The organism is Sinomonas notoginsengisoli, from assembly GCF_021554725.1.
Classification (GTDB): domain Bacteria; phylum Actinomycetota; class Actinomycetes; order Actinomycetales; family Micrococcaceae; genus Sinomonas; species Sinomonas notoginsengisoli.
In genome coordinates this window covers 12,483-29,164 of record NZ_JAIZDP010000005.1, presented here as the reverse complement: position 1 = coordinate 29,164, position 16,682 = coordinate 12,483, and the positions used below count along the sequence as shown (strand labels likewise).

The window sequence follows — 16,682 nt, the reverse complement described above, 5'->3', positions numbered from 1 at the left end:
CTCACGTCGAGGGGTCAGCCAGCATACGGGTCCGCGATGCCGATGTACTGCGCCGTCGTGTACTCCGCGATGCCCTCGGCGCCGCCCTCGCGGCCGAGGCCGGACTGCTTGACGCCGCCGAAGGGCGCGGCGGCGTTCGAGATGACTCCGGCATTGAAGCCGACCATGCCGTACTCGATCTGCTCGGCCACCCGAAACATGCGCGCGTAGTCGCGGGTGTACAGGTATGAGGCGAGGCCGTACTCGGTCGCGTTGGCGAGGCGGATGGCGTCCTCCTCGGAGGTGAAGGTCGTCACCGGGGCGACCGGACCGAAGATCTCGTTGCGGAGGATCTCTGCATCGTTCGGGACGTCCGCCAGAACGGTAGGAGCGTAGAAGTAGCCGTCGCCCTCAAGCGGGGCACCACCGGTCGCGACGCGTGCGCCGGAGGAGACGGCCTCGGTCACCAGCGCATGGACATCCTTGCGCGCCCCGCCGTCGATGAGCGGGCCAACCGTCGACTCGGCCTCGGTACCGCGGCCGGGGGTGAGCTCTGCCATCGCGGCAGCGAACTTGGAGGTGAACTCCTCGGCGACCGACTCCTGCACGAGGAAGCGGTTCGCTGCCGTGCAGGCCTCGCCCATGTTGCGCATCTTGGCGGCCATCGCACCCGCAACGGCCTTGTCGAGGTCGGCGTCCTCGAACACGATGAACGGGGCATTTCCGCCGAGCTCCATCGATGTGCGCAGCACGTTCTCGGAGGCGTCTGCAAGGAGGCGTCGGCCGACGGGGGTCGAGCCCGTGAACGAGACCTTCCGCAGGCGGTGGTCCTTCATGATCGGGCCGGAGATGCTGGACGCCGACGACGAGGAGACAACGTTGACGACGCCGGCCGGCACGCCAGCCTCCACGAGGATTGAGGCGAACAGCTGCGTGGTGAGCGGCGTGAACTTCGCCGGCTTCACGATCATGGTGCAGCCTGCGGCCAGCGCCGGGCCGATCTTGCGGGTGGCCATCGCGAGCGGGAAGTTCCACGGGGTGATGAGCAGGCATGGGCCCACCGGCTTCCGCTGGACCAGGATCTTGTTCTTGCCCTCGGGCGTGGTGAGGTAGCGGCCGTAGTCGCGCACTGCCTCCTCAGAGAACCAGCGCAGGAATTCGGCGCCGTAGGTCACCTCGCCGCGTGACTCGGGGAGCGGCTTGCCCATCTCGAGGGTCATGAGGAGCGCGAAGTCCTCGGCCCGCTCGGTCACAAGGTCGAACGCACGCCGCAGGATCTCGCCCCGCTCGCGCGGGGCGGAGCGGGCCCACGAGGCCTGCGCTGCTGCGGCGGCATCGAGGGCCGCGACAGCGTCCTCGCTCGTGCCATCGGCAATCTCAAGGAGCGTTTTGCCGGTCGCGGGATCCTCGACCGCAAACTTCTTGCCGCCGGTGGCCTCGCGCCACTCGCCATTGATCAGCAGGCCGGTGGGGACTTTGGCGAGCAGGTCCTGCTCGCGCTCGGGGGTGACAGCGGTGGTCTCAGACACGTCGACTCCTTCATGGGCACGCTCGGCGGCGAGCGTCGGTGGACTCCTTCCACGCTAGGCCCCGCGACCCGCGGGTGTCCATGAAAAACGGAATGACAGTGACACACTTCACCTGTGCAACTGCACAATCTACTTCCGCATGATTCCGGGGTTTCGCGAACGCACTGCCAGTTCTCAGCGGGACGCTAGCACGGCGGCATACAGCTCGCGCTTGCTGGTGCCGGCCTCATCCGCCACGACGGCAACCGCCTCCTTGAGGCGCGTGCCGGCGGCAACGAGGGACTGGACGTCCGCCACGAGGTCTTCCGTCCGTGCAGGAGGCGCCTCGGGAGCGCCTTCGGCCACCACCGCAATCTCCCCCCGGACCTCGCCCGCCTCGGCCCAGGAGGCGAGCTCGCCCGCGGTGCCCCGCAGTACCTCCTCATAGGTCTTGGTCAGCTCTCGGCACACCGCGATGCGGCGGTCGCCGCCGAACGCGTCCACGAGCGCCCGCAGCATGGCCGCGAGCCGATGGGGTGCCTCGAAGAACACCATGGTGCGCCGCTCCGTGCGCAGTTCGACCAGCCGGGATGCCCGCTCGCCGGCCTTGCGCGGCAGGAAGCCCTCGAAGCAGAACCGGTCCGTGGGCAGGCCTGAGAGGGCGAGCGCCGTCAGGACCGCGGAGGGACCCGGCACGGCCGTGACCGTGAGGCCCCGCGCAACCGCCGCCTCGACCAGCCGGTAGCCCGGGTCTGAGACCGCGGGCATCCCGGCGTCCGTGACGAGGAGGACGGTCGCTCCGCCGGCGACCGCCTCGAGGAGCTCGGGGGTCTTTGCCGCCTCGCTGTGCTCGTGGTAGCTCAGAATGCGCCCGCGCGGGTGGACTCCGAGGCCGTGTACGAGTCGCTGGAGGCGGCGGGTGTCCTCTGCCGCGATGACATCCGCCTCGCCGAGCAGCTCGGTCAGCCGGCGGCTCGCGTCCCCGAGGTTGCCGATAGGAGTCGCTGCGAGGACCACAGCGCCGCCGGAAGCCGACCGCCGACCGGGAGCGCCGGCGTCGTGCGCTGCGGTGGGGATCTCGGGATGCTGCTGCACCGACCCAGCGTACGCCAGCACTGCCGCAGGTGCCCGACGCCCACCGGTAGCATGGGGCAGGATGGCCACCCCGACCGAGACCCGTGCCCAGGTGCGCAGCTGGAACTCCCCGCGCTCCCGCCTGCTCGACCCCCCTTCGGCCGCGGCGGGCCGAACCGCAGACTCCCTGCACACCAGGCTCCTCGGACCAGCCAGCGCGTGGAGGGATGCCGGCCGTCGCGACCGCCTGCTCGTCTGGCTCATCCCGGTCGCGGCCGGTGTCATCGCAGGCATCTTGCGGCTCTGGCAGCTCGACCAGCCGCACGCCCTCATCTTCGACGAGACCTACTACGTCAAGGACGCTTACTCCTATCTCGTCTCCGGGGTCGAGCGGAGCTGGACCCAGAACGCCAACGACCTCTTCGTCAACGGCGACATGGCCGGCCTGCTCGCCTCGCCTGAGTATGTGGTCCATCCCCCGGTGGGCAAGTGGATGATCGCCTTCGGGATGGCTCTCTTCGGCCCAGCAAGCTCGTTTGGCTGGCGCTTCTCTGCCGCCGTGGTCGGGACCCTGGCTGTCATGATGACTGCGTGGGCCGCCCGTCGGCTGTTCCGCTCCCACACGCTCGCGGCCGCAGCCGGCCTCCTCCTGGCCATCGACGGGCACCATCTGGTCCTCTCCCGCACGGGCATCTTGGACATCTTCCTCTCGTTCTGGATACTGGCCGCCTTCTGCGCGCTCCTTCTGGACCGCGACGACGGACGGCGGCGCCTCGCGGCCCACCTCGGCGCACTGGCGGGACCGGACGGGCGGATACGGCCGACGGCGCTCGTGGCCGGTCCGTGGCTCGGCGTGCGGTGGTGGCGGGTCACCGCCGGAATCTGCCTGGGCCTCGCGGTCGGGGTCAAGTGGTCCGCGCTCGCCTTCATCGCGGTCTTCGGGATCATGACGGTCCTCTGGGATGCCGGGGCGCGGCGCGAGGCGGGGGTCCGCGGCTGGTTCCCGGGTGCGATCGTGCGGGATGCGCCTCTCGCGGCGGCGAGCATCCTTCTCACCGCGGGTGCTGTGTACCTCGCCTCGTGGACCGGATGGTTCCTCTCGGACAACGGCTTCTACCGTCATTGGGCGGAGGAGAACCCCGACCCGGCGTGGAACTGGGTCCCCGCGCCCCTGCGGTCCCTTGTGCACTACCACCAAGAGGCCTATTCCTTCCACAATGGGCTCTCGTCGCCGCACCCGTATGCCTCAAGCCCATGGAGCTGGCTCCTCCAAGGGCGCCCAGTCTCGTTCTACTATGCGGAGCCCTCGGGGGTGTGCGGTGTCCAGCACTGCTCGTCCGCCGTGCTCTCCGTGGGCAATCCGCTGATCTGGTGGGCGGCCACAGTATCGCTCGCCGTGCTCGTGCTGCTGTGGGCCGGGCGGCGCGACTGGCGCGCTGGCGCCATCCTGGGCGGCGTCGCCGCCGGCTACCTGCCGTGGTTCATGTACCCAGACCGGACGATGTTCGCGTTCTACGCCGTCTCCTTCGAGCCCTTCCTCATCCTCGCCCTGGCCACGGTCCTCGGGCTCGCGCTCGGCCGTCCGACCGACCCGCCGGCCCGCCGGCAGGCCGGATTCCTGGCAGTCGGCGTCTTCGTCCTCGCCACCCTCGTGGTGTCCGCCTACCTCATGCCCCTCTGGACCGGGGAACCCATGCCGTACCTCGAATGGCGTCTGCGGCTGTGGATGCCGAGCTGGACCTAGCCGTCCCGCCCGTGGCAGCCGCCCCCCCAGCACGGAAGATGGCAGGATGGGGGGCGGGGGATGGGGGAAGCAGTGCCAGTCGACACGAACGCCGGAGCGGACAAGGCGCGATAGGCGCGGAAGAGGGAGAACAGGTGGCAGGCGAACTGGAGGCCGAGTCCCAGCAGCAGGCTCGGAGAACCGAGGCCTCTGCCGAGCTCCTCGCCACTCTCCCGCCCGACGCCAACGTCACCGACCTCCTCGAGTCCCGCGTCGCCGAGGACCCTGACGCAGAGCTCTTCTCGCGCCGGACTGAGACGGGCTGGGAACCGGTCTCCGCCGCCCAGTTCCAGCGTGAGGTCGTCTCGCTCGCCCAGGGGCTCATCGCGAGTGGCCTCGACGCCGGGGACCGCGTCGCGGTCATCTCGGCCTCAAGCTACGCGTGGGCCCTCGTCGACTTCGCTGTCTGGTATGCGGGCGGCGTGCCCGTCCCCATCTACGAGACGTCCTCTCCGTCACAGATCGCGTACATCCTCGCCGATTCGGGAGCGCGCCGGGTGTTCGTCGAGAGCAGCCACCTCGCCCTCAAGGTGCAGGAGGCCATCGCCGACTCACCCGAGCTCGCCCAAACGTGGCTCCCCGTCACGCTGATGAGCGAGGAGGGCACCGGGTCGAACTTCCTGAGCCTCGCGGGGCCGGGCCTCGGGGTCTCGGAACGGGAGCTCGAGCTGCATCGCAGCGCGGCCCGGCTCGATTCGCTCGCCACCCTCGTCTACACGTCCGGCACCACGGGGCGTCCCAAGGGCTGCGAGATCACCCACGGCAACCTCGCGCTGCTCGCCGTCAACCTCCACGCCCACCTCCCGGAGGTCGTCGGCCCGGGGGCCCGGACCCTGATGTTCCTCCCCCTTGCGCATGTGCTGGCCCGGGCGGTCCAGATCACGTGCATCGCCTCCGGTGTGGTCTTGGGGCACTCGCGCCAATCCACGCTGCTCGAGGACCTTGCCACGTTCCAGCCCACGTTCCTGCTTGCCGTACCCCGGGTGTTCGAGAAGGTCTACAGTGCGGCGCAGGAGCGGGCTGCCGAAGGCGTGCGGGGCTCGCTCTTCGAGCGCGCCGCCGAGACGGCGCGTGAGTACTCCCGTGCGCTCGACCATGAGGCTTCCGGCCAGGGCGACGGTCCGGGACGGGCGCTGCGGCTCCGGCACGCGGTCTTCGAACGGCTCGTCTACGGTCGGCTCCGGGCCGCGTTCGGCGGCCAGGTGTCGACAATCGTCTCGGGCGGGAGCGCGCTCAGCCCGTCTCTCGCGCACTTCTTCCGCGGCGCGGGGCTCACCGTGCTCGAGGGCTATGGGCTCACGGAGACGACCGCACCGTGCACGGTCAATACGCCCGGCGCAACACGTGTGGGAAGCGTGGGGCAGCCGGTCCCCGGGACCTCGATCCGGATCGACAGCAACGGCGAGGTGCTCGTCAAGGGCATCGGAGTCATCCGGGGATACCGCACGGACGCGGGCGAGCCTGCCGCGGCACAAGCCCTCGGCGCCGCGTTCCGCGAGGACGGCTACTTCGCCACGGGAGACCTTGGCGCACTCGACGCGGACGGTTTCCTCACCATCACCGGCCGCCTCAAGGACGTACTCGTGACTGCCGGCGGCAAGAACGTCGTCCCGGGGCCCCTCGAGGAGGCCCTGCGCGAGTCCGAGCTCGTAGCCCACGCAGTGGTGGTGGGCGAGGGACGTCCCTTCGTGGGCGCCCTCGTGGCGCTCGACGGCGATCAGCTGGCCGCGTGGTCGCGTCGCCGTGGGCGGGTGCTGAGCATTGCGGAGGCGTCCGACGATCCCGAGGTGCTCGCCGAGGTCCAGCAGGCAGTCGACGTCGCCAACAGCACCGTCTCGCGCGCCGAGTCGATCCGCCGCTTCGTCGTCCTCCCGCGGGAGCTCACCCTCGAGGACGGGGACCTGACACCGTCCCTCAAGCTGCGGCGCCAGCGCCTCGTCGCGTCATTCCCCGAGCTGCTCTCGGATCTCTACTCGGCGTGATCCTCGGCGCTGTCGACTTCCCGCGCGACTGACCGCCGGCCCCGGCGGCGCGGCGTCGGCCAGCAGAAGATCACCATCAGGCTGGCCGCGAGCGCCACGAGCACGCCGACCACCGCCGCGGAATCCACCCAGAACTGCCCTGGGAAGAGCCGGATGAGGGTGTCCTCGAGCCGGAACGTCCACGTCCCATTGGCAAAGAACAGCCGATGGAACTCCATGAAGAACTGCTGCCAGCCCAGCACGGCGAGGACGGCCAGTGCCACGATCACGGCGATGGTCACGAACCCGCCTGCGAACAGGCCCCGAGTGAACGCGCCCGGAGTCTTCCTCAGGCCCAGGTACGCGATGACGAAGAACAGCACCAGGATGATTCCCGCCCCGTACGCCGCCAGTACCACGCCCTTGACGTCGGCCATGTGGCTGACCTCGGCACCCGTGAAGAGGTGCTCGCCCGAGGGGAACACGAGGTCGCCGAGGTACCTGGGCCCCGCGAGGTTGGCGAGAAAGTCCACGGCATACGAGCCGTACGTGAGCCTGTCGTCCGCTGTGAACCCATACCCGTCCCCGGGAAAGCCCGGTCGGTAGTACTCGATCCAGAGGAACGCGGGGCTGGCGACAAGGCGAACTGCCGAAATGAGCAGGAGGAACGGGGCGAGGATCGCCATGAGCACCTGGACGACACGGCGGCCGGCGGGCTTGGAGCGGGCCACCGCATCCCGCTGGTCGCGCCTCCTCCTGACCTCCTCCTCGGGCGGCCTGACGTTGAGCGCGCCCGTCGGGGCGGGTTCCCTGTGTGGCACAGGCTCTTCCCGTGGCACCGTCTTCTCGGTGGAGACCGGCGCCTCTCCGGCTCGGGAGGAGTCAGGAGCGCGCTCGTCCTTCGGCTTGCCGGCAGCGGCGGGTTCGGCTGCGCCGTCGGCCGTATGCGCCCCGGACCGGCGGGCATTCGTCATCCACTCGAACGCCGGTTCATCGCTGTCCCGGGACTCGTCGAAGTCGGCCCCGGACTCAGATCCGGGTCTGTTGTCGGTCAACACTGTCACCGTCCAGTAATGGCCCGCGCGGGCCTGGAGTCTGCATGGTCTGGATCCACCGTACCCGCTGATGAGGCCCGCTTCCCGGGCGTCGGCACCGGCGTGGCCGAAGCGTTATCGCACCTGGCCGTCTACCCGTTGCCGTACTGGGCCCACGGGATGTTCCAGTCCCCGAAGCCGTCATCGAAATTGGCATGCTCGCCATCGGTGTTGATGACCTGGACGACATCACCCGTGGTCATGTTGTCGAACACCCAGGCGGCGCCCTCGGGTCCCAGTCCGATACAGCCGTGCGAGAGATTCACCTGGCCGAGGTACGGCATAGCGGTCTCGGTTGCCTGATGGATGAACTCGCCGCTTGGGGTCAGGCGCGTGGCGTACTCGACGTCGAGTTCGCCATAGTTCGCCGGGTCGCCGGGCTTGAGCCCGATCGACGCGGCCACAAAGTGCGCCCGGCGCTGCTTCTCCATCAGCACGAGATAGCCCCGGGCGGACGGGAAGCGGGTGTCACCGAGGGTGGCTGGCCAGGCGTGGACCTCCTTGTCATTGACATAGGCCTTGAAGGTATGCGCCTTGGCGTCCGCCACTGCAGTGCGCTTGTCCCCGATGTGGACGGTGTTGGTCTTGGAGAAGTTGCCGATCTGCCCGCCGCCGAGGTCAACCCCGAAGAGGTCCATCTTGACCGTGACCGTGCTGTTCGCCGCCCAGAACGTCTCGGGGCGGAATCGCACCATCGTGTCGCTGAACCAGTGGAATGCCCCGGGCTGGCCCGAGGTCGAGGTGATGCTGATCGCCTTCTCCACGGCCTTCTTGTTCTTCACCGGCTCGCTGAAGGTGAGCTGGATCGGCTGTGCCACACCGACTCTCATGCCGTCCAGCGGGTACATCGCGGCGTCGGCCTCGTTCTTGGTCGACACCGTCGTGAATGTCGAGGTCGACGAGGCGGTCCGGCCGGCGGCATCGACGGTCGTGTAGCTGAGGGTGTATGTCGAGTTGAATGCGAGCTGTCCGTTTGACGTCCACTCGGTCCGGGCCGCACTCAGCGCTCCCTCGACGTCCTGCCCTGCGGCGGAGCGGAGGCTCACGTTGTCAAGGGTGCCGTCGGTCACCGTCAGCTTCACCGGCGCGGCGGGATTGACTTCCTTCGCACCTGCCGCGGGCACCGCTGTGGCTGCCGCGGGCTTGATCACGGGGAAGGCAGTGCCGGGCTCGCTGCGAAGGGGCGAGGCGGACTCGGAGGTGATCGGCGAAGGCTGGAGCGGGCCGGCGGCGGCGAAGGTCCCACCTACGCCCGCGAGCGTGAGCACAGCGACGAGAATGGCGATCTTGCCGCCCTTACCGAACCTCTTCCGATCAGACACCAACAGTTCTCCTCCCCCAGCAAGCCTTCTTGCAAGCGTACCGGCAGGGGCACGCCGGACCGATCACATCCCGGGCACGGTCGGGACACGATCGGGCCAGCGCGCTGCGGGGAGAGCGGTCAAACCGCTAGCGGTCAGTACCTGTAGTGATCAGCCTTGTACGGGCCAGCGACGTCCAGGCCGAGGTACTCCGCCTGCTCCTTGGTCAGCTCGGTCAGCTCGACCCCGAGCGCCCCGAGGTGGAGGCGTGCCACCTTCTCGTCGAGCACCTTCGGCAGGACGTAGACCTGGTTCGCGTACCCACCACCCTCCGCAGGTTCGTCGCGCTTGGTCCACAGCTCGATCTGGGCGATCGTCTGGTTGGCGAACGAGTTGCTCATGACGAAGGACGGGTGGCCCGTCGCGTTGCCAAGATTGAGCAGGCGCCCCTCGGAGAGCACGATGACAGAGTGCTCGGGCACGGCGCCGTCGATCCCCGCGGCGGCGGGGAAGACCCACTCGTGAACCTGCGGCTTGATCTCGATCTTGCCGATGCCGGGGACCGCGGCGAGGCCGGCCATGTCGATCTCATTGTCGAAGTGGCCCACGTTGCCGACGATAGCCTTGTCCTTCATGGCCTCCATGTGGCTCGCGAGGATGATGTCCTTGCCGCCGGTGGTCGTGATGAAGATGTCTCCCTCGCCGACGACGGACTCGAGCCGTGCCACCTGGTAGCCGTCCATCGCGGCCTGGAGGGCGCAGATCGGATCGATCTCCGTCACGATCACCCGCGCGCCCTGGCCGCGCAAGGCCTCGGCCGCGCCCTTGCCCACGTCGCCGTAGCCGCACACCACGGCCACCTTGCCGCCGATCAGGACGTCCGTGGCGCGGTTGATCCCGTCCGGCAGCGAGTGACGGATGCCGTACCGGTTGTCGAACTTGCTCTTCGTGACAGCGTCGTTGACGTTGATGGCGGGGAAGAGGAGCTTGCCGTGCTCGGCGAGCTGGTAGAGGCGGTGGACGCCGGTGGTGGTCTCCTCGCTCACCCCCCTGATCCCCGCTGCGATGCGGGTCCACTTCTGCGGGTCCTTCTCCTGTCCCGCGCGCAGGACGTCGAGGATCACCCGGTACTCGTGCGGGTCATCCTCGGTGGGCGCCGGCACGGAGCCGGCTGCCTCGAACTCGACGCCCTTGTGCACGAGGAGCGTCGCGTCGCCGCCGTCGTCGAGGATCATGTTCGGGCCGCGCGACGGGTCCTCATCGGCGCCGGGCCAGGTGAGGATCTGCTCCGCCGTCCACCAGTACTCCTCGAGCGTCTCGCCCTTCCAGGCGAAGACGGGAACGCCCTCGGGATCCTCAGGCGTGCCGGGGCCGACGACGACGGCGGCCGCCGCCTCGTCCTGAGTGGAGAAGATGTTGCACGAGGCCCAGCGGACCTCGGCGCCGAGCGCCACGAGGGTCTCGATGAGGACGGCGGTCTGGACTGTCATGTGCAGGGACCCGGCAATACGGGCACCTGCGAGCGGCTGCGAGGCTGCATACTCCTCGCGCAGCGCCATCAGCCCCGGCATCTCGTGCTCCGCGAGACGGATCTGATGGCGTCCCGCCTCGTGGAGGGACAGGTCCTTGACCTTGTACGTGAGGCTCATGCGTCGGGCTCCTGGTTGTGCGTGAGGTCCGTGGCGGGGGCGAGAAGGACAGGAATGCCGTCCTCGATCGAGTAGCGCGGGCGTGTGCCGTCCGGCCCCGGCGCTGCCGTGACGAGGGTCTCCCCCTCCTGGACGAGCGCGGATCCCGTCACGGGGCACCTGAGGATCGCGAGCAGTGATGGGCTGAGATTCGGCATGCCTTCTAGACTACCGAGTCCACGGAAACGGCGGGCCGCCGAGGACGGCCACGGCGTCAGAAGGGCTCGCGCAGCAGACGGAGGTGCCGCCGCGGCATGCCGTCCGCGCCTCCCGGGGCCTCGAGGGGCAGGCGGTCGGCAGAGCCGCGGTGGGCTGGCGCATTCGGGCCGGGGGCGGCGTCGTGCGCGTCCTCGGAGTGGGCGGGTTCGCGCACCGCCTCGGCCAGGGCAAGGAGGTCGTCGGGGCTGCACGGCGGTGAGACGGGGAGGGCCAGACGGAGCACCTCCCACCCGCGGGGTACGGTGAGGCGGTCTGCGTGGGCCGCGCAGAGGTCATAGCTGTGCGGCTCCGCGTAGGTGGCAAGTGGACCGAGGACGGCAGTGGACTCGGCGTAGACGTACGTCAGGGTGGCCACCGCGGCCTGGCGGCAGGCAGATCGGGAACAATGGCGTAGGGGACCCACGGCACAGAACCCTACTCCGGCCCAGCAGCGTAAGGGCGCATTGGTTTCCCGGACGCCGCCCGTGCCGCGCTGGCTGGCCGTGCGGCGCGACTCGCACGCCGCCGAGGGGCGGACTACAGTCGGTGTATGCAGGATCGTGCCTTCCCCGGGGCGCCGCTGGAGTCGAGCGGACCCTCCCTTGTCTTCCGGCCCGTTCCGCCGGAGGGTGAGCCGGGAGCGGGACGACGCCGGGGCTTCCGCGAGCGCCGCAGGAACAGGCACGGCCGGGGGCTGCGCGGCGACATCCTCCCGTCGGTCCTGCCTGCGAGCCGGACCCGCGCAGAGCGCTTCGAGGACTGGGTGTTCGACGCTGCCGACCGCCTCCAGGACCTCAACGGGTCCAAGCTCGACGGCGTCGAGTACGCGGTGGAGGAGATTCCTCCGGGCCTCGAGCAGATGCTCCGCGAGGGCGGACGGCCGCCTCAGGGCCAGTACACGCCCGGCGCGCCGGGGCGCGCACCGCGGATCACCGTCTACCGCCGGGTGGTGGAGACCGGAGCGGCTTCTCCCGCGGAGCTCCAGGACCTCGTCCACGACATCGTGGTCGAGTACACGGCCCTCATGCTCGGCGTGGCGCCGGAGAGCCTCGACCCCTACTACCGCGGATACTAGTACGCGATCGTCACGGGCAGTGACCGGGCACCTGTCGCTGCAGGGACGATCGACGCCGCCGAGATTGCGTTGCCCTCGCCCATGACCAGAAGCGACCCGTACGCCGCGCCTCCCGACGCCGAGACGACGTAGCCCGTGAGTGCCGCGCCCTCGACCTCGTCGGGAACGTCGAGCACGGCGCTCGTGCCCCCCGCGACATCGAGCGCGACGGGGGTGTGCATTCGACCGTCCGCGGTCACCGGAACCGCCCGGATCTGTGCGCGGCCGTCGGGAACACCGAACACGATCTGCCGTGCTCCGCCCGGGCCGACGGAAACCACGTGATTGTCACCGATCCGCTGGGACGCGCCCACGATGGCGAAGTCCATGGACCCGCTCGCAGACAGCCCGCGCGCCATGCGCGCAGAAGCCGTGAAGGATACGTCCGCGGTTGCGGAGACGCTGTAGGTGCCCGCAGGCAGCCCCTCGAGCGGCACCTCCGTGACCCTCCCCGCCTTGGCCGTGACGACTCCCCCGCTCGGAAGCTGCACAGCGCCGTTCCGCCCATAGACCCGCAGCTGGACAACGGCGTCCGCAGCCCCGGGGACAGTGACCTGGACGGCGGGACGCGAGTCCGCGAACCCATCCTTGGACGCGAGGGCCTGCGACCGGGCCGGATCCTGCAGCTCGAGGCCGGTGACCGTCTGGCGTACTGCGGGGGCTGCGGCCGGCGTGATCAGCTCGACTCCTCCCGGTGTGAGGCCGCGCAGCGTGGATTGCTGGATGGCGGCGGCCACCGGGCCGCCGGTGCTGCGCACGTGCACGGAGACATTCGACTGGCCAGGCATGTAGCCGTTCAGGACATAGGACGCTGAGCTTCCCGGCTTGACCGTGAGGCCGCGGCTCGACGGCGGGGCCTGTGTCAGGGGCTTGTCCCCGAAGAATTCGAGGTCAACCGTGGCGGGAGTGACGCTCGTGTTCGTGAGCATGAGGATGGAGGTACGCCCCACCGTGGTTTCCGCGCCCGAGAGCCACTGGTCGTTGGACGGGGCGGAGCATGTGGCTGTGGCCAGCCCCTGGAGGTCTCCGTCACTGGCCTCGAACCGTGCGAGTGCTCCGATGGACGACTCCACCGAGCCCGAAGGCTTCGCGGTGAGGACGCTCCGCGCGTCGGTCGCCTGCCCTTGGACCACCGCAGTACGCGGCTGGGCGACGGTCCCTGACGGCACCGCCTGAGCCGGGAGCGCACGCAGCGTGGAGCCACCCTCCCGTGCGAGCGCGGCGTCCGGCAGGGTGCCCTGAGTGTCGGAGAGGACGATGCCGCTCACCGAGGTACGGGCGGTCTTGCTGGCCGGGCTGAACTGGGGGTCTCCCTGAACCGGAGTGCCCTCGAGGAGCCGCGCCGGGCCCGAGCAGACGCGAATGGCATCGCTCGTAGGCACATTGACGGACGGGGGCCCGCCGGGCACGAGCGATGCGGGCGCGGGCACGCCCGACGCCGCAACGGTCAGGCCAGCCCCTACCCCCGTGAGAATGGTTCCCGCAAGAGCCGCGAGGAGGATGCGCGTACGACGACGGCGGGTTCCGGTGACGTGCTTCTCAGACGCCGACTTCGTCACGGGCGGTCTCCTCTCCCCTGCTTGGATGATCAGATTCGTCGTCGTCACGTCTGCGGGGTGTGGGCCGCGTCCGCTCGCTCGAGTCTCCGGCAGCCTTGCCTAACGCGGAGGCCTCCGGCCTGCGCCCGAGCGCGTCAGGCACGAGCAGCGCCGAACGGGCCCGTGACCGCCCGGTCCGCCGGGGTCCGGCCGGGATGGCCAGGAGGAGGGTGAGGATCAGGGCCGCGATGGTGACCAGGGCGAGCGGGAGGGCGGCCGGATTCGTGTACCGGACCTCGAGATGGCCACCGGCTGCTGGCAGATCGAACGCCTGTGCCCAACCGAGGGACGCCGGCTGGAGAGCCCGGCCGTCGAGGGTCGCCTCCCACCCCGAGTCGCTGCGTTCGGCGAGCACGAGCCTGCGTCCCTCGGGCCCGGCGGGCACTTCCGCCGAGAAGCTCTCGGGAGCTGAGGGTACGGCCGTCATGGTCCGCCCTGCGGAATCGACGATCCGGGCGCGTTGCTCGATGGCAAACCCCGTTGCGGGCGCGGTGGTCCGAGGCGTGACGCGCCAGAGCCACCCCAGATCAGTGCGGCCCACGGCAACGAGTGAGGGGACCGCGTCAATGCGCCGTGCCGTCAGCGCATCGAGGTCTCCGTTGTCCTCCAGCACCACGAATCCGACCCCAAGCTCCTCGAGGTCGCCCCGGGGATCCACTCCCGTGCCCCCACCCACCGTGGCGACAGCTCGACGCTCCGCGGCCAACGCGGCGTCGTCCGCCGTCACGCGCTCGGCACCCCACTCTCCGGTGAGGCGGCTCGATGAGGCGATCGCAGAAAGTGAGTCCAAAGTGGTTCCGGCACCGCGCATGAGGGTTGCCGTGAAGCCCCCCTCATCGGTGCCGCGCAGTACGAGCGCTCGGGTCTGCTGCGGGCCCTGGCCGAGGTCCGCGGCGGTGGCCGGCAGGACGCGGGCCTTGCCGGGACCGACGATGGTCTCGACACCGAGCCCGCCGGAGGCCTTCGCAGGGGTGAGGCCTGTCGCGGCCCACTGCGCGAGGACGCCGACCGGGCCTGCCGCCATCAGGACGCACGCGAGTACTAGCGCCGCCGAGGCAAACCTGCTCAGCCGCGCATGGGCGGCTCGGATGCGCTCCGGGCGCGGCCTGCGCTCTAAGGTCCTGCGGCGCTCGAGGAGGCGGTCCCCCGCCAGGACGGCAACGATCAGGAACGCCAGGAGTGCGGCCCCGAGTCCGGGGCCCGCGAAGGGCGTGGCGAGTGCATCCCCGGCCACCGCGGTGGGGAACCGCGAGACCGCCCAAGCGTAGGCGAGTGCGCCGATGCCGAGGCTTATGAGGAGCCGCGCCGCCATGCCTCGCCTGCCCGTGAGGAGAACGGCTCCCGCAACCGCCGCGAGAAGGACGGGGACACCCACGAGCAAAGCGCCCATCAATGACCACGGGACGCCCGCCGGAAGGAACGGCATGCCGGTGAGGGCCGCCGCAGCGTCGAACGCCACCGGCTGGCCGAGTACGAGTTGCCACGGTGCCGCCGGATTCGCCGGGAGCGGCACGCCAGGGTCCGTGACCCAGGCGCGGGGACTGTTCGGCGCGGACAACCAGAGTGGCAGGAAGATGGCGATGGTCGGAACGAGCACCCACCAAAGGGTCTTGGCCCGCCGCCAGAGCATCATGGAAGCGAGAAGCACGACGGCGCCCGCGAGCGGTACGAGGGACGGCGCACCGGCCGTCGCGAACGCGAGCGCAAGTCCACCCGCCGCCGCCGCGGTCCACGAAGGGACTCCTCCCGAGCCCGGGCGCGGCTCATGGTGCTCGCCGAGGGTGCCGCGCACGCGGGCACCTCCAACAGCACGGAGCATCCCGAGGGCCGCCCACGGAAGGGCCATGTGGGCCACGACGGCTCCCAGACGCCCCTGGGCAAGAGCGACGACGAGGGACGGTGCGGCCGCCCAGAGGAGCGCCGCGAGCGCTCTCGGCAGGCGGTGCGCGGTCAGATTGGCCGCTAGGGCCCACGCGCCCAGCCCGGCGACCGGTGCCGCGATGACAAGAGTGATTGCCACGGCACGGTTCGCGTCACCGAAGCCCAGGAGGCCCATCACCCAGAGCACGAGATCGAACGGGTCCCCGTGGCCGGGCTGGCCGGGCCCGAGGCCAACCCACCACGTCGTCGCGTGGGCGAAGATGGCCGAGAGGGCGGTCGAGACAGGGACGAGTGCCCCGCCAACCGCGGCCTCCGCGCCGATGAGTGGTGCCAATGCCACAAGCCCGGCAAGCAGCGCGGCGCCGGCCACGATGAGCGCCCCCGTGCCGACCCATCCGCGTGGCGCCACCGCGAGGGCGGCGAAGTCGTGCTCGGTGTCGCCGGTCGGCTCGCTGGGACCCTCGGCAACACCCGTGCCGTCCCCCACGACCGAGTCCGGCTCCGAGGCTGCGGATTCGAGCAGTGCGCGGCGATGGGCCCGGACCTCAGCCCGCGGCGTGACGAGCGGCCGGACCACGGATCGGGATACGGTCCGGGTTCGGGCGGCGATGCGCCGTCCCCGGACGAGGCGGCCGAGTGCCGCGAGCGCTGTGAGGCTCGCGCCGAGCTTGGCCGCTCCGAGCCCCGGCTCCTTGAGCACGATCCCGAGGAGGAACTGCCACAGGCCGCCGAGCAGGGCTCCGAGCATCTGGGCTGGCAACTGCCACAGGGGGGCGTGCTTGAGGCGGGTGTAGACCTCCGCACGCCGGGCCGCGAACGGCGTGCCTGCGGCGTCGGGCCTAACTGTGTGGTGCATCACTGCGGCGGGAACAACCACAACACGGTGGCCCGCAAGGCGGGCCCTCCAGCAGAAGTCCACGTCGTCCCCGGAAGCGGGAAGCGCGGCATCGAAGCCGCCGAGGGCCTCCCAGACGTCCCTGCGCACGAGCATGCCGGCCGAGTTGACGGCGAAGACGTCGCTGCGGGCGTCGTACTGGCCCTGGTCCTGCTCGTCGACATCGATGAGCGTGAGGCGCTCACCCCACCGGCTGACTGTGAGCCCCGCATCGATCAGGCGGCTCGACGACTCGGCGTCGACCTGCTTGCACCCTGCCACGGCGACGCGCGGCGCGGTCTCCATGGCCGCGAGGAGCGCGGCGAGGGCGCCGGGTTCGGGCGCCGAGTCGTCGTGGAGGAGCCACATCCATTCCTGCGTGCCGCCTGTTGTCCCGGGGGCGAGCGCACCGATCGCGCGTGCTACCGCCCCGCCGAATCCGCCGGGTACGCGCACAGCCGTAACGTTCTCCGGGCCGAGCGCGGCGCGCATGAGCTCTGCCGAGTCGTCCCGGGAACCTGTGTCCACACCGAACGCGGCATCCGCGGGCCGTGTCTGGGCAGCGAGAGCCGCGAGCGTCGCGGGCAGGTAGGCACCGCCGTCGTGGGCCACGACGACAGCGATGACTC

Annotated in this window: 12 protein-coding genes; 3 read left to right on the top strand and 9 right to left on the bottom strand. The window is 70.3% G+C overall.

Going from position 1 to position 16,682, the window contains the following annotated elements:
* Nucleotides 1–14 precede the first annotated feature (14 nt).
* Both LF262_RS10120 and rsmI read right to left on the bottom strand, forming a co-directional pair.
* On the bottom strand, nucleotides 15–1,508 hold the full coding sequence (locus LF262_RS10120) for an NAD-dependent succinate-semialdehyde dehydrogenase (protein ID WP_235780204.1): 1,494 nt from the start codon (nucleotides 1,506–1,508) through the stop codon (nucleotides 15–17).
* Between the two features lie 174 nt (nucleotides 1,509–1,682).
* Nucleotides 1,683–2,564, bottom strand: a complete 882-nt coding sequence (gene rsmI, locus LF262_RS10115) for a 16S rRNA (cytidine(1402)-2'-O)-methyltransferase (RefSeq protein ID WP_235780433.1) — start codon at nucleotides 2,562–2,564, stop codon at nucleotides 1,683–1,685.
* 79 nt (nucleotides 2,565–2,643) lie between these two features.
* Here rsmI and LF262_RS10110 point away from each other — a divergent pair, with 79 nt between their 5' ends.
* Together LF262_RS10110 and LF262_RS10105 are read left to right on the top strand one after the other, a co-directional pair.
* Nucleotides 2,644–4,305 carry a dolichyl-phosphate-mannose--protein mannosyltransferase gene (locus tag LF262_RS10110; RefSeq protein WP_235780203.1) on the top strand — a complete coding sequence of 554 codons (1,662 nt, stop codon included), beginning with the start codon at nucleotides 2,644–2,646 and terminating at the stop codon, nucleotides 4,303–4,305.
* Nucleotides 4,306–4,439: 134 nt separating this feature from the next.
* Nucleotides 4,440–6,326 (top strand): AMP-dependent synthetase/ligase, encoded by a 1,887-nt coding sequence (locus LF262_RS10105; RefSeq protein ID WP_235780202.1) that lies wholly within the window; start codon nucleotides 4,440–4,442, stop codon nucleotides 6,324–6,326.
* Here LF262_RS10105 and LF262_RS10100 read toward each other — a convergent pair.
* The 5 genes from LF262_RS10100 to LF262_RS10080 all read right to left on the bottom strand — a co-directional run bounded on the left by LF262_RS10100 (nucleotide 6,314) and on the right by LF262_RS10080 (nucleotide 11,010).
* Nucleotides 6,314–7,360 (bottom strand): TIGR01906 family membrane protein, encoded by a 1,047-nt coding sequence (locus LF262_RS10100; protein ID WP_235780201.1) that lies wholly within the window; start codon nucleotides 7,358–7,360, stop codon nucleotides 6,314–6,316. The two genes, LF262_RS10105 and LF262_RS10100, sit on opposite strands and share 13 nt — an antisense overlap.
* 131 nt (nucleotides 7,361–7,491) lie before the next feature.
* Nucleotides 7,492–8,721 carry a L,D-transpeptidase gene (locus LF262_RS10095; RefSeq protein WP_235780200.1) on the bottom strand — a complete coding sequence of 410 codons (1,230 nt, stop codon included), beginning with the start codon at nucleotides 8,719–8,721 and terminating at the stop codon, nucleotides 7,492–7,494.
* A 134-nt stretch (nucleotides 8,722–8,855) separates the two neighbouring features.
* Nucleotides 8,856–10,349 carry an adenosylhomocysteinase gene (gene ahcY, locus LF262_RS10090; RefSeq protein ID WP_235780199.1) on the bottom strand — a complete coding sequence of 498 codons (1,494 nt, stop codon included), beginning with the start codon at nucleotides 10,347–10,349 and terminating at the stop codon, nucleotides 8,856–8,858.
* Entirely contained in the window at nucleotides 10,346–10,546 is a 201-nt protein-coding gene (locus LF262_RS10085) for a Trm112 family protein (RefSeq protein WP_235780198.1), read from the bottom strand. Before LF262_RS10085 ends, ahcY begins: the two co-directional genes overlap by 4 nt.
* Nucleotides 10,547–10,602: 56 nt before the next feature.
* A complete protein-coding gene (locus tag LF262_RS10080) occupies nucleotides 10,603–11,010 on the bottom strand; it encodes a DUF3499 domain-containing protein (protein ID WP_235780197.1) in 408 nt (135 codons plus the stop codon).
* A 126-nt stretch (nucleotides 11,011–11,136) separates the two neighbouring features.
* On the opposite strand from LF262_RS10080, the gene LF262_RS10075 reads away from it, so the two are divergent.
* Nucleotides 11,137–11,661 (top strand): metallopeptidase family protein, encoded by a 525-nt coding sequence (locus LF262_RS10075; protein WP_235780196.1) that lies wholly within the window; start codon nucleotides 11,137–11,139, stop codon nucleotides 11,659–11,661.
* Here the strand turns inward: LF262_RS10075 and LF262_RS10070 are convergent.
* Nucleotides 11,658–13,259 carry a DUF5719 family protein gene (locus tag LF262_RS10070; RefSeq protein WP_235780195.1) on the bottom strand — a complete coding sequence of 534 codons (1,602 nt, stop codon included), beginning with the start codon at nucleotides 13,257–13,259 and terminating at the stop codon, nucleotides 11,658–11,660. The two genes, LF262_RS10075 and LF262_RS10070, sit on opposite strands and share 4 nt — an antisense overlap.
* Nucleotides 13,240–16,677, bottom strand: a complete 3,438-nt coding sequence (locus LF262_RS10065) for a glycosyltransferase (RefSeq protein WP_372462766.1) — start codon at nucleotides 16,675–16,677, stop codon at nucleotides 13,240–13,242. The genes LF262_RS10070 and LF262_RS10065 overlap by 20 nt, the downstream gene beginning before the upstream one ends.
* Nucleotides 16,678–16,682 lie beyond the last annotated feature (5 nt).

What these genes read in the sequence shown, in the direction of transcription:
- LF262_RS10110 (WP_235780203.1), top strand. Translation starts at nt 2,644, where the DNA reads ATGGCCACCCCGACCGAGACCCGTGCCCAGGTGCGCAGCTGGAACTCC.
- ahcY (WP_235780199.1), bottom strand. Translation starts at nt 10,349, where the DNA reads ATGAGCCTCACGTACAAGGTCAAGGACCTGTCCCTCCACGAGGCGGGA.
- LF262_RS10085 (WP_235780198.1), bottom strand. Translation starts at nt 10,546, where the DNA reads ATGCCGAATCTCAGCCCATCACTGCTCGCGATCCTCAGGTGCCCCGTG.
- LF262_RS10075 (WP_235780196.1), top strand. Translation starts at nt 11,137, where the DNA reads ATGCAGGATCGTGCCTTCCCCGGGGCGCCGCTGGAGTCGAGCGGACCC.